This window comes from Akkermansiaceae bacterium, from assembly GCA_019634595.1.
Classification (GTDB): domain Bacteria; phylum Verrucomicrobiota; class Verrucomicrobiia; order Verrucomicrobiales; family Akkermansiaceae; genus Luteolibacter.
On record JAHCBC010000004.1, the window covers coordinates 104,845 to 117,372 of the forward strand.

The window sequence follows — 12,528 nt, forward strand, 5'->3', positions numbered from 1 at the left end:
GGACGTGTCTATCCGAACGCGCTCATCAGGGCTGACAACTCTTCTTCGGCCATCGCTGGATCGGCGAGGGTCGATGAGATCTCCTGCCTGAGCAATTCCCGGTAGCGTTTGCGGAGGCGGTGGACCCTCACGCGGACGGCGCCGGCTTCCATGTCCAGCAGACGGGCGGCGTCCTCATAGGGCATCCCGCCTTTCGCTTCCGTGAGGTAGCATTTCAGCACGCCGAATTCCTCCGCCCTGCCGGAGCGGGAAAATTCATCGCCCAACAGCGAGAGGACGCGGGCGAGCAGGGTGAGCGCCCACTCCCGGTCAAAATCCTGTTCGGGGGTTCTCCCATCACCGCAGGCGATGGCGAAGCGGGAGTCCGCGCTCTCCCAGTCCAATGAGAGATGGATGAGGCCGCCGCCGCGTTTCAGGGCCTGCTCCCTGTCGCGTGCGTTCGACAGATAGTTTTTGACGGTGGCCAGGAGAAAGGCGCGGAACTTTCCCTGTGCCTGATCGAGCTGCCCGAATGCCCCACGATCCAGCAATCCGGCGAAGAACGACTGGGTGAGGTCCTCGGCATCTTCCTTTGACCGGCCATGGCGGCGGATGAAGGAGTAGATGGGGAACCAGTAGGTTTCGCACAGCGCGGCGAGGGCCTTCTCCGCTTCCACGGAACCATGACGGCCCGCATTCATGACCATGGTCCACCGGGTGGTGGCAAAGCGCCCGTCACTCATGCCGTGGTATCCTTTCCTCCAAGGCGGCGATGAATTCCGCAGGTCGATCCGGAGAAACGACGATGGTTTTCCGTCCGATCTTCAGCGCCACCATATCCCGCGTGTTGGTGGCGAAGACACGGAACATCCCGTGCTTCCGGTTCCAGAACCAACCGGTGAAGGAGAAAAGCCCGCCGTTGCCGCAAAGCCTCAGACAGCCCTTCATGATCTCCGGTTCGCGTTCCGCGGCCGCCAGTCCGGCGAGTGGAATGTCCGTTTCCCATAACAGCCGCCGCACCATGAGCTCACCCGGGATGATGCGGTAGCCCCGCACCATGAACGGCAGTGCGGTGAACGGGAGAAGGAGCGGCAGCCAGAAGCGGAGGAAACCATGGTGGCCCCGCTGCCATGAGTGGATGGCGACGCCCAGGCAGATGAGGGTGGCTGCGGTCGAGATGAGGATCAGCGGGCGGCCCCAGTTTGCTTTGAAGGAGCGGTTCATCGGATGAAGTAGCCCATGGGTTTCCAGACGCCGTTTTCCTTTGCCATGGTCACGGTTTCGACGGCTTTCTTCTTGTTCCCGAAATCGCTCTCGAACTGCCAGATCCGGTATTCACCATCCGGCATGCCGGGCAGGACCGTCCGTTCGTCCATTTTCTTCGGCATGCGGGTGATCAGCGCTCCCAGCGGCTCACGGAAGGTTTTCATGGTGAGTTGCCATTGCTCCACCGTTGCGGACTCCCGTGCGACCGGGAAGAGATCGGCGTAGCTTCCCTCATATTGGCGGGCGTCGATCATCGCCAGCCATGACAGGAGCCCCTCGTCCGGCTGAGGAGAGGTCGCTTCTCCGGATGATTCCACGACGACCGGTTGGCTCACGGCCTGCTCCGGTGGAGGTGATGCGGGTTTCCGCCCTTCCTTCCTGGAAACGAACTGGGTGAAAAGGAACGCGAACATGAATGTCGGCACGGCGACCAGCACAGTGGTGAGAATGCCCCGCTTCCGCTCCTGACGCCTCATTTCCCTCCCCAGCGTGAGATTCCGCTGCACCCACATGGGAACGCCGAAGCCGACGAGGAAAACGAAGGCCATGAGCGCCGTGAGGATCCAGCCGACATGGTTGATCATGGCAGGTCCCCATGGGTGGAAAAATGCCCGTGCCTCCGGATCATTCGCATTCGACCCCAGCGGGTGGACTCCGAAGGCGCTTCCGGCGAAGCTGTAGTAACCGAGCGCCGCTCCCCCAACCGCGACCGGTGCCACTGCCATGCCGCCAAGCGCACCGACAAGCCCGACGGACAAGCCACCGAAGGCTAAAAGACCTGTGGCAAATCCTCCGAATGAGATGACACCCGTCGTCATCCCTCCCATGGCGACGACGCCGAAGGCCGTTCCACCGATGGCGAGCACACCCCGCGCCCTGCTGCCGATGGCGACGATCCCTTTCGCGATCCTTTCCTGCCCCGTTTCCGGATCCGGCCCGGAGGTGACGTGCAGCAGCGGCAGTCCGAAAAGCGTCGCTTCCGAACGGTAGTCGAGGTTCCAGGGATTCCCAGCCGCTGTTGGCTGGGTCATGGATGGATGCAACCCTTCCACCTGTGTCTTCATGATGCTGGCCTGCTGGAAGCGCAGTTCCGGCTTCGCCTGGAGCGCGCGCAGAACCACTTCATCCAGCCGGACATCGAGCCTGACCTTCGTGGACGGGGCCTCCAGGGCCTTGTCCGGAAGCTGCCCCGTGAGCATCTGGTAGAACACCACGCCGAGCGCATAGATGTCCGCCCGGTGGTCCACTTCACCCGGAGAGGAAAGCTGCTCCGGCGCCATGTTGGAGGGGGTGCCCATCACTTTCCCGATCTCCGTGAGATGGAGCGCCCCGCCAGCGGTGGATGCGGCGGGTGTTTCATCCGTGGATTCCGCGAGCTTCGCCAGGCCGAAGTCAGCCACCTTCACGCGGCCCAGCCGGTCGAGCAGGATGTTCTCCGGCTTGATGTCCCGGTGGATGATGCCGTGGTCGTGCGCGTATTGGAGGGCGTCACAGATCTGCGGGACGATGGCCAACGCCTCGCGCGGGGAGATGCGTCCGTGTTCCAGCAGGTCGCGCAGGCTCGCTCCGTCCACGTATTCCATCAGAATGAAATGAAGACCCCCGGCCTGTCCAAACTCGTGCAACGTGACGATGCCCGGATGGTTCAGCTTCGCCAGTGCCTTCGCCTCGCGGGCGAAACGGTCCGAAAAGCCGGGCCGTCCTCCAATCTCCGGCGGCAGGATCTTCAGGGCGACCGTACGGTCCAGCTCCAACTGCCGCACCTCATACACCGCCCCCATGCCTCCGCGACCGATGAGACGCTGGATGGAGAACCGGGGGAACAGTGAAGCGAGTTCGGCGATGGTGGGCGGATCGAACGTGCCTTTCCCTCCCTCCGTATGGGTGTCGCCCGCGCCCTGTATGAGGAGATCCACCGGGTCGAACCCCGCGAGCGGATCATCAGGCCGGGGATCCCCCCCTGGTTGCTGTTGTGGATTTGGTGCCATACTCTCCACAAAAGAAAGTCCACGGATTCGTTACGGGGTTTCACGAAAAAAAGAGCGGGCAGGGTGAAAATTTCACCGGATCTCCCGTTAGACCGAGTCTCCCATCAGGTGGCATGTCCCCTGCGGAACCACGGGTGAACCCCAACCCATCAGATCCATGAAACCGAAGAAACCCGATCCACAGGAAAGCCCATCCCCAGCACCCAGTTCCCCCGCAAATGGCGCTCCCAAGCGGCGGCGTACTGCACAAGACGTCCGCGCTGACAACGTGAGGACGAATCTGGGTGACGATGAAGCCACCATCCTTGGTCGCTGAGGATGATGCGCATTGCCGGATGGGGAGGCACTTCGCCCCCTATCCTGCTAGCGGGCGGCTTCGAGATCCGCCTCCTTTTGTCGGATCGTGCGGGACAGTTCATCGCGCCGGTGCCCGGCGTCCCGCAGTTGGTCGCGTGCGTCCATCCACTTTGTCCGTGCCTCCGGGATCACCGCCGCATACTCCGGTTCCTCCGGGCGGCTGGCATGCTTTTCAAAGGTGGCGACATCCTCTTTCAGGCTGGTGATCGTCAGTTCCAGAGAAGCCATCTCGGCCTTTGCAAACGCGATCTCCCGCTCCGCGGCGCTCCGTTTCGCGGCAGCCTGCGGATCGCCACAGGAGGAAAAGGTAAGCGACAGCAACCCGAGAGCGGTGGACCGGAAGATGGTCATCCGCCGATCCCATCCACAGCCCGTCCGCATGTCGATTACGGATCAGGGGAAATTTCCGCAGCGCGGGGACAAAAAAGCCCTCCAAAAGGAGGGCTGATAAGTGGTCGGGGCGGCCAGATTCGAACTGACGACATCCTGCTCCCAAAGCAGGCGCTCTACCAGGCTGAGCTACGCCCCGCGACCGGGCGCGCACCGTTGCTGATTCGGGCAACCAGATCAAGAAATACTTACACGGATTTGAAATTTCTGGCGCGGCTCCTTTCCCAGCCGTTTCCATCGGAGCACCGCCACTCCATTTTCCTCCGTGATACAGGAGTCCTGTCCCGAAGCACCATCCGTTGGAATTGGAATTCCTCCGGCAATCATGGCAGAACCTCCCGCTACCGATGAAACCGACCATCCTCGCGATCATGGTCATCCTGTCGGGCGGTTGCCTCCAGCTACCGCCCTCCACCGGAGAGAGTATCCGGAAACCTTTTCTGGATGCCATCTCCCGCCCTCACCGGATCGAGGCCTACCAACGGCAGGGCAAAAGCCCGGAGGAAGCCGAACGCCTGGCGGAGCGGGATGAAATGGGGAACAAATGAGCGGAGTTTCTGGGCCGCCGTCCCCCTCCACGGCTTTCTTGACAGAAAGAACATCGTCCGCCAGCGTTTCCCCACATACGACAGGGGTGCTCCTCGATCATGGAGCCGAGATTTTCCGGTGCGCGGAATAGACCCTCCGAACCTGACGCGGGTCACGCCGCCGTAGGAAGTCGAGCCCAACCACTCCTCTCTCTCCGGCCACGTTTCCCGCAAACGTGGCCTTTTTCTTTCTCTCAACTCCCAACCACCAACTCTCCACTTCCAGATGATCTCCACCGACGAATCCACCGGCACTCCGGCTCCTGACGCATCCGCCGTGAAACACGACGCCTCCCGCGCCCCCCTGCCCCGCTCCACCCGTGTCTATGTCCAGGGTGAGCTATTCCCGGAGGTGCAGGTGCCGATGCGTGAGATCTCCCTTTCCGACACGAAGTCCTTCAACGGCAAGATCGAGCCGAACGCGCCGGTCCGCGTCTATGATTGTTCCGGCCCCTGGGGCGACCCCGCCTTCACCGGCACCGTCGAGGAAGGCCTGCCCGCCCTGCGCCGCGAGTGGATCCTGAAGCGCGGCGACGTCGAAGCCTACGAGGGCCGCCCGGTGAAGCCGCAGGACAACGGCTACCTCACGGAAAAGCACGTCGAGTTCGCCTCGAAGTCGGAGCGCGCCAACAAGTTCGTCGAGTTCCCCGGCCTCACCGCCGACCGCCGCCAGCCGCTGCGTGCCACCGGCAAGGCCGTCACCCAGCTCGCCTACGCCCGCGCCGGCATCATCACTCCGGAGATGGAATACGTCGCCATCCGGGAAAACATGCGCCGCGCCCAGATCGCGGACATGAAGGATGACATCCTCCGCAACCACCTGGACAAGCAGCACGCCGGTTCCCACCAATCGCCCGACAGCCCCTACACTCCCGGCATTTTCGGACGATTCCCGCAGCGCATCCCGGCGGAGATTACCCCGGAGTTCGTCCGCAGTGAGGTCGCCGCGGGCCGCGCGATCATCCCGCTCAATGTGAACCACCCGGAATGCGAGCCGATGGCCATCGGCCGGAATTTCCTGGTGAAGATCAACGCCAACATCGGGAACTCCGCCGTCGCCTCCTCGATCGAGGAAGAGGTGGAGAAAATGCGCTGGGCCACGAAGTGGGGCGCGGACACCGTGATGGACCTTTCCACCGGCAAGAACATCCACGCCACCCGCGAGTGGATCCTGAGGAACTCCCCCGTCCCCATCGGCACCGTGCCCATCTATCAGGCGCTGGAAAAGGTGAACGGAAAGGCGGAGGACCTCACCTGGGAACTCTACCGTGATACCCTCATCGAGCAGGCGGAGCAGGGCGTGGACTACTTCACCATCCACGCCGGTGTGCTGCTGCGCTTCGTCCCGCTCACCGCCAGCCGCATGACCGGCATCGTTTCCCGTGGCGGGTCCATCATGGCGAAGTGGTGCCTGGCCCACCACAAGGAGAACTTCCTCTACACCCATTGGGATGAGATATGCGACATCTGCGCCGCCTATGACGTTTCCTTCTCCATCGGCGATGGCCTCCGCCCCGGCTCCATCGCGGATGCGAATGACAAGGCCCAGTTCGGCGAACTCCAGGTCCAGGGCGAACTCACCGAGCGCGCCTGGGCGAAGGGCTGCCAGGTCATGAACGAAGGCCCCGGCCACGTGCCCATGCACATGATCGAGGAAAACATGGCCAAGCAGCTCGAGTGGTGCCACGAGGCTCCCTTCTACACCCTCGGACCGCTCACCACGGACATCGCCCCTGGCTATGACCACATCACCAGCGGCATCGGCGCCGCCATGATCGGCTGGTACGGCTGCGCCATGCTCTGCTACGTCACGCCGAAGGAACACCTCGGCCTGCCGAACAAGGACGACGTCAAGGTTGGCGTCATCACCTACAAGCTCGCCGCCCACGCCGCGGACCTCGCCAAAGGCCACCCCGGCGCCCAATACCGCGACAACGCCCTCAGCAAGGCCCGCTTCGAGTTCCGCTGGGAGGACCAGTTCAACCTCGGCCTCGATCCCGAAACCGCCCGCGAGTTCCACGACGAAACCCTCCCCCAGGACGGCGCGAAAACCGCCCACTTCTGCTCCATGTGCGGCCCGCACTTCTGCTCCATGAAGATCTCCGACGACGTGCGGAAATACGCCGCCGAACAGGGCCTCAGCGAGGAAGAAGCCCTCAAGGCCGGAATGGATGAAAAGAGCAAGGAGTTCGCCGAGGCGGGAGCGGAGGTGTACGTCCGAGCTTAGCCAATGAAGGGGCGGGTAGATGCGCCCTTCTTTCTCTCTTATCAGTCTGTCTGCTCCGACGATTCACCTCATCAAGGCGACAACTTGAAATTACCTTGAGCGATGCCTGTTAGCTTATTTTAAAGTTGCAAACTGCAACAAAAGATCGCTATTACAGACACACAGATGGACAACATAATTTCTGCGCTGGCCGGGCTCCTATTCGGATCAGGAATTACGTACGCGATCACAGTCAAAGTTCTATCCAAAAAGATTGCCTCATCTAGGGGACGCATAACAGAGCAATCAAGGATCACTGCAGGTGGCGATGTAGCCGGAGGTGACATCAACAAGTCCACCAATAAAAGGTGAGTTCGAATCGGGTAGATCAGCGGAACATCACCGCGGCGGGCAATGTTGCAGGAGGAAACATCGACAATTCGATCACGATCAATGCTCCTCCCTCCCGAAGCAACCCACTAGCGGCAATCCTCGCCAGTTACGATGAGGAAATCCGATCAGGAACGTCTTTCGACCAGATCATTGATAAGCTACAGCACTGGCATGAGCCAGATGACCCCACAACGGCAGTTATAGGCGTAAAAGAAAAGCTATTGGGAGGAGACCGAGAAGATTTAATACACTTCGCGATCCGAGCAAAGGAACTATTCACAAAGTGCCTCGCACGACACCAGAATTCAAAGGCAGCACAAGAAATTTTCGCGCACCTCCTGGCTATGATCTGGCAAAAGTTCAATTCACTTATTCGCCCTCGGATCCTTGAGGGCCGCTCAAAAGAAGAAATTGATCAACTAATCCAGACCGAGCTAATTGATGCCATCGAGAATCTATTAGGATCAAACCCGCTTCGCATCGATCAATCGGAAATTTCCGGCATGATCTATTTCCTAACTGGCAACTGCCATTTAAAATGGTCTTAACATGTTATTATACAATCCCGCACAAGATTGCTACCATAACATATTTCGAATCCTCCAAATTTTAGAGGAAAACAGAAATCACGCATTCACTCCAAATCAGTTGCGGATCATTGATTTTTATCTCTTATTTCCCGGAGAAGTTTCGAAACTCAAATACCCCCAAGCATTGGTTCATTACAGAGCAGAGTTCAAAAAGTTAGCAAATTCTTACTCTCGACTGGAGAACCCAATGCGAACTTTCAATCAGATTGAAATCATTCATAACATTGCAATCCACTCCTTACTTTCAAAAGGATTGATTAACACCGACCTTTTCAAAAATCACAATTTAATCAAAAGGTCAAATGAAGCGATACCTCAAGATCTCTCCAATCAAATCAGAGATCGAGCACTGGAATTGGGAAACCTTCTGACATTCCTCGCTCACGAACTGCCAACACTAACTTTTGGAGGTCCCGGAGGACTTAAACATAGATCCGGCCTGATGGAGTATAAATACGATCTTCTGCAATGAACCCCTTTCTTCCCAATGTGCGACTAAATCGCCTGGTAATCTCCCACAAAGGAGTTGCCGCGTATGATCAGAAATTCCACAAAGGAGTAAATATAATTCGAGGGGATAATGCCCACGGAAAATCTACGATTGCCGACTTTATTTTTTACGTCCTCGGAGGCGACCATAACACATGGAAAGAACACGCATTAGAATGCGACACTGTAAGCGCCGAAATATCTATAAATGATGTCGTTATTTCCCTGAGAAGATTCATCAGTGAAGATTCTCGACAACCTCTGCAATTGTTCTGGGGCAGCTTCGAAGCTGCCTCGAAAAACCCAATATCCGGCTGGGAGTCTTTCCCATATTCCCGGATGGGCAGCAAAGAGAGTTTCTCCCAAAAGCTATTCCAATTACTTAACCTTCCGGAAGTTCGTGGAGCCGACGGAAATTCTATAACTTTACATCAAATTCTTCGATTGATCTATGTTGATCAAATTTCTCCTTATGATTCTCTCCTGAGGCCCGAAGGCTTCGATTCTTCATTGAAACGCGAAGCCATTGGCGATTTGATGCTCGGCATTTATGAGAAATCGATTCATGACGATCAACTCAATTTACAGCAGTCATTGAAGGACTTAGAGACCGCCAAGAACGAAATTAAGGCACTGAAACATGTCTTCTCAGAACTCGAAGTAGATATAGATTTCAAAAAAGTCTCAAATGAACGCGACAAAACAATTTCAGATATTGAAGCTGCTAACAGTGAAATTTTACTAATAAACAACGAAAACCACTTCAAATCCATCAAATCAAGCAATCCAGAAGTATCCAAAAAGCTGCTGGAACTTCGAAAATTTCAAGCACTTACCACAGAAAAACTATTTTCGCTCAATCTAGAAATAGAAGATTCGAAACTCTTTATAAAAGACATCGAAGCAAAGATTACCTCCATTCAGGACTCAATCAATACCAGAAGAAGCCTTGGATACATAACATTGGATTTTTGCCCTGTTTGCCTTACCCCGATTGATCAACATACTCAAAATGGTGATTGCTGTCTGTGCAAGAGTAAATCTAGCGCTAGTGAAGTTGATTCAAGATCACTTCGAATGTTATCGGAATTAGAGATGCAGAGAAAGGAATCGACTGAAATTCTTAGTGCCAAGATAACGGAATTCGACCGATTGTCGCGCGACGCAAAAACCAACCTCAGTCTTCTTCAGCAAGCCCAAAAAGAGCAAGATGCGAACCTAAAATTGGCGAAAACTTCGCGAGATAGCAGATTGGACGATCTATTTCAGAAAAGAGGCGAACTAACAGAGAAGGTTAGGTCGTTAGAGCAAGCCACAAAATCTATTCGAATATTGAAAGATTTCGAAAATCGAGAAAAGGAGATCCAAAGTCAAACGGAGAACTATCGCCACGCTATTGCTCAAAACAAAAGAAAGCGTGAGTCGCGGGCTGCTATAGTCAATCAGATGATCAGTGATATTGCCCTCAAAATCCTCAAGACCGATGATGTGGAGGAACGGTTTACCTCAGCGGAAAATGTGACCCTCGACTGGAAAAATAATACCTTTTATATTGATGGTCGGAATAATTTCTCGGCGAGCTCCGTAGTTTACGCAAGAAACGCTGTTCATTTTGCGATCCTATTCGCATCCTTGCGCTTGGAATTCATGAGATACCCCAGATTTATTCTATGTGACTGCATAGAGGACAAAGGGATGATTCCTGCGCGAAGCGGGCGTTTTCAAAAAGCAATCGTAGAGTTATCGAGAGAGTCGGTTATTGATCATCAGATAATATTTACTACATCCATGATTGATCCATCCTTGGAAGGAAGCAAACTGTGCATTGGTGACAATTATAAGGATGGATTGAAAACGCTTATCCTTATTTTTTAGATTTGCTGATTTCGCATCGGCATTTTCTTGGCTACCTACTACTATCACTTGATAGCAAGGCTAAGCTCGACGTATTGCTTAGACCCACTCTAAAGCTTGGCGGCTTTTCTCAGATGCATTATTGCGGCTGGCCCACCGGCATAATTTCCGGCTCGCTTGCCTTGCTTGGCAACATCGGCTTCGGGCCGAAGCGGAGGTAGAGCAGGACGACGGCAGTGTAATAGACGATGCCGTAGGCGACGAAGGTGCCGACTCCGCCGGTGTGAGGGATCACGGGGAAGATGACGGATGAGGAATTGACCATCATTTGCAGGATCAGCACCGCGATGCCGCTCCTGGTGTGGTGATAGACGAAGGAGCACATGGCGGCGATGCCGAGCATGCTGACGAGGAGCGCCAAGGGCGGCAGATCGGGGAACACGCCGACATTGAGCAGCACCATCGGCATCCACCAGAGGGTCCAGACGACGCCGACGATCTGGCTGCCGATGAAGGGGGTGGAACAGGCGGGGAGCTTGCGGATGGCGTAGCTGACCCAGACGATCTCACCGACGAAAGAGCCGACGAAGATCGTGACCGCCACGGCGGGCATGAGAATGACCGAGAGGTCAGGCCTGAGGATGGAGAACGGTGCGTGGGCGAAGGCTACCTTCCCCATCAGGGTGAGAGTGCACATCGAGGCGGCCCAAGTGAAGGCGGGCAGATACCACCAAGGGGAGAAATGCGCCAGCGGAGCAGTGGCCGCGGAAGATCAAATACGACACGAAACTCGCTGCCGATGAGGAAGATCGTTCCCAACGTGGATCCGGACGGGAGGAATCTTCCGAAGTAAAAGAGCTTGTGCGGGAGGATGCCCGTGTGGAGATGGCTGACCGAATGACCAGTCATGGGGATAGAGGAAGATGTTGGCGGCCACTGGATCTTCGAGATGGACTCGTATGAGGAGTCTCTGGGCCGGGAACGACGGGTGACTGCCGAACCGAGCGAGTTTATTGAGCTGCGGTCGATTTTTGAGTTGTCCGGGGAGTGAGCGGCTAGCTGGACGCCAAAGCTCTGAAGAACATCGGCGGGACGCCGATGCCACGGCCTGCTGCGGGACGCAGCAGCCACGGGCGATCCTAGGCGCCGATCCGGTAGTTCGCCGGATCGAATCCGCGCGGGTTCTTGCAGAGGAAGCCGAGCAGTTTCCGGCTGTAGGGCTTTTCCGTATAGGCTCCGCAGCACATGGAGGCGAAGTGGCGGTCGATGTGACGGTTGACCACCTTGAACAACGGACCGAAGACGCTGTTGGCGAATCGCTCACCGGTGGCGTAGGCGGCCATCATTTCGCCGTTGTAGAATTTTTCGATGAGTTCCTGCCAGGAAACGAGGCGGTGCCTCATCTCGTCCTCATAGGTCCGGAGCATGGCATCCCAGTCGTTGGGACCGTCCGGGTTGATGAGATCGGCCAGGCACTCGCCGCTGCGGAGGGCGATCCACATGCCGGGGGACAGCATGGGATCGACGAAACCGAAGGCATCCCCCACCGCCGCCCAGCCGGGGCCGAAGGAGCGGTCGCTGATGAGTTGGTAGTTCGAGTAAATGGGGACGCCGGAGATGCGCTGGCGGTCCTTTCCGGCGGCGGAGAGGATGGGATCTTTTTCGATCGCCGTCTCCAGCCGTTCCTCCGGCGTGGAGCCGAACCCGCGGAGCGTCTCCCCGGGGACCACCACGCCCACCGACATGCAGTCGCGCAGGGGGATCTGCCAGCTCCAACCGCCATAGACGGTGCGGGAAATGATGATCTGCCCCGGAGGGCCGGGGTGATGCCAACCGGTGAAGTGGGCGAAATGGGCGGCGTCTTTCCGAGGACCCGTTTTCACGGGGATCTTCAGCAACCTGGCGATGGTGCGGCGGCGTCCCGTCGCGTCCACGATAAGGTCCGGCTGCTTGCCTTCCCATTCGGGAACCTGTGCCAGCGTTTCGTCATCGAACATAACCTCGCGTCCTGAGCCTTCCGGAGCCAGGATGATGCCCGCCTCCTTTTCGACCCAGCGGGCCTTGCTGCGCCGTGCGCGGTTTTCGATGATCTGATCGAATTGCGGGCGTGGAAGATTGTAGGAATAGGCGGGCAGGATGCCCTCGATGGAGCGGAAGCTGAGCTGGATGGGACTCTCGCTGCCGAAGGCGAAGGTGGCGCCCGGCTTGTGCTGGGCGATGGCGGCCACCTCATCCTCGATGCCGAGCCTCCGCATGACGGGAACCAGCGCGGGGATGCCGGATTCCCCGACGATCATCTCCGGACGCTTGCCGCCGTTGAAGAGGGTGACATCCGCGCCCTTGTCGGCGAGCAGCGCGGTGAGGATGGAACCGGAAGGACCGCTGCCGACGACAGCGATGCGGGGACGGCTGGTATTGCTCATGGATGA

Annotated in this window: 10 protein-coding genes, 1 tRNA gene and 1 riboswitch; of the genes, 4 read left to right on the forward strand and 7 right to left on the reverse strand. The window is 57.3% G+C overall.

The genetic code is table 11. The annotated features are described in order from the left end of the window. Window positions 1-8 precede the first annotated feature (8 nt). The 5 genes from KF712_15635 to KF712_15655 all read right to left on the reverse strand — a co-directional run bounded on the left by KF712_15635 (window position 9) and on the right by KF712_15655 (window position 4,119). Window positions 9-722 carry a sigma-70 family RNA polymerase sigma factor gene (locus tag KF712_15635; GenBank protein MBX3742418.1) on the reverse strand — a complete coding sequence of 238 codons (714 nt, stop codon included), beginning with the start codon at window positions 720-722 and terminating at the stop codon, window positions 9-11. Next, window positions 715-1,203, reverse strand: a complete 489-nt coding sequence (locus tag KF712_15640) for a hypothetical protein (GenBank protein ID MBX3742419.1) — start codon at window positions 1,201-1,203, stop codon at window positions 715-717. The genes KF712_15635 and KF712_15640 overlap by 8 nt, the downstream gene beginning before the upstream one ends. Then, on the reverse strand, window positions 1,200-3,161 hold the full coding sequence (locus KF712_15645; GenBank protein MBX3742420.1) for a protein kinase: 1,962 nt from the start codon (window positions 3,159-3,161) through the stop codon (window positions 1,200-1,202). The genes KF712_15640 and KF712_15645 overlap by 4 nt, the downstream gene beginning before the upstream one ends. Before the next feature lie 435 nt (window positions 3,162-3,596). Continuing rightward, on the reverse strand, window positions 3,597-3,941 hold the full coding sequence (locus KF712_15650) for a hypothetical protein (GenBank protein MBX3742421.1): 345 nt from the start codon (window positions 3,939-3,941) through the stop codon (window positions 3,597-3,599). Between the two features lie 101 nt (window positions 3,942-4,042). Then, window positions 4,043-4,119, reverse strand: a tRNA-Pro gene (locus KF712_15655). A 208-nt stretch (window positions 4,120-4,327) separates the two neighbouring features. Between KF712_15655 and KF712_15660 the strand changes: the two genes are divergently transcribed. From KF712_15660 to KF712_15675, 4 genes are all read left to right on the forward strand, one after another. Further along, window positions 4,328-4,528: a hypothetical protein gene (locus KF712_15660; protein ID MBX3742422.1), complete on the forward strand. Its 201-nt coding sequence runs from the start codon at window positions 4,328-4,330 to the stop codon at window positions 4,526-4,528. 72 nt (window positions 4,529-4,600) lie between these two features. Then, window positions 4,601-4,714, forward strand: a riboswitch (TPP riboswitch). A gap of 79 nt (window positions 4,715-4,793) precedes the next feature. Then, complete coding sequence (thiC, locus tag KF712_15665; GenBank protein MBX3742423.1) at window positions 4,794-6,794, forward strand: phosphomethylpyrimidine synthase ThiC; 2,001 nt, start codon at window positions 4,794-4,796, stop codon at window positions 6,792-6,794. Window positions 6,795-7,141: 347 nt separating this feature from the next. After that, entirely contained in the window at window positions 7,142-7,714 is a 573-nt protein-coding gene (locus KF712_15670; protein MBX3742424.1) for a hypothetical protein, read from the forward strand. Window positions 7,715-8,224: 510 nt separating this feature from the next. Continuing rightward, window positions 8,225-10,120: a hypothetical protein gene (locus tag KF712_15675; GenBank protein MBX3742425.1), complete on the forward strand. Its 1,896-nt coding sequence runs from the start codon at window positions 8,225-8,227 to the stop codon at window positions 10,118-10,120. Window positions 10,121-10,238: 118 nt separating this feature from the next. Here the strand turns inward: KF712_15675 and KF712_15680 are convergent, their stop codons facing one another. Further along, window positions 10,239-10,778 (reverse strand): hypothetical protein, encoded by a 540-nt coding sequence (locus tag KF712_15680; GenBank protein MBX3742426.1) that lies wholly within the window; start codon window positions 10,776-10,778, stop codon window positions 10,239-10,241. Window positions 10,779-11,238: 460 nt separating this feature from the next. Further along, a complete protein-coding gene (locus KF712_15685; protein MBX3742427.1) occupies window positions 11,239-12,522 on the reverse strand; it encodes an NAD(P)/FAD-dependent oxidoreductase in 1,284 nt (427 codons plus the stop codon). Window positions 12,523-12,528 lie beyond the last annotated feature (6 nt).

Bases quoted from the DNA above. Each gene is read 5' to 3' on its own strand.
- KF712_15635 (MBX3742418.1), bottom strand. From the start codon at position 722: ATGAGTGACGGGCGCTTTGCCACCACCCGGTGGACCATGGTCATGAAT.
- KF712_15640 (MBX3742419.1), bottom strand. From the start codon at position 1,203: ATGAACCGCTCCTTCAAAGCAAACTGGGGCCGCCCGCTGATCCTCATC.
- KF712_15650 (MBX3742421.1), bottom strand. From the start codon at position 3,941: ATGACCATCTTCCGGTCCACCGCTCTCGGGTTGCTGTCGCTTACCTTT.
- KF712_15660 (MBX3742422.1), top strand. From the start codon at position 4,328: ATGAAACCGACCATCCTCGCGATCATGGTCATCCTGTCGGGCGGTTGC.
- thiC (MBX3742423.1), top strand. From the start codon at position 4,794: ATGATCTCCACCGACGAATCCACCGGCACTCCGGCTCCTGACGCATCC.
- KF712_15675 (MBX3742425.1), top strand. From the start codon at position 8,225: ATGAACCCCTTTCTTCCCAATGTGCGACTAAATCGCCTGGTAATCTCC.
- KF712_15680 (MBX3742426.1), bottom strand. From the start codon at position 10,778: ATGGGGAAGGTAGCCTTCGCCCACGCACCGTTCTCCATCCTCAGGCCT.
- KF712_15685 (MBX3742427.1), bottom strand. From the start codon at position 12,522: ATGAGCAATACCAGCCGTCCCCGCATCGCTGTCGTCGGCAGCGGTCCT.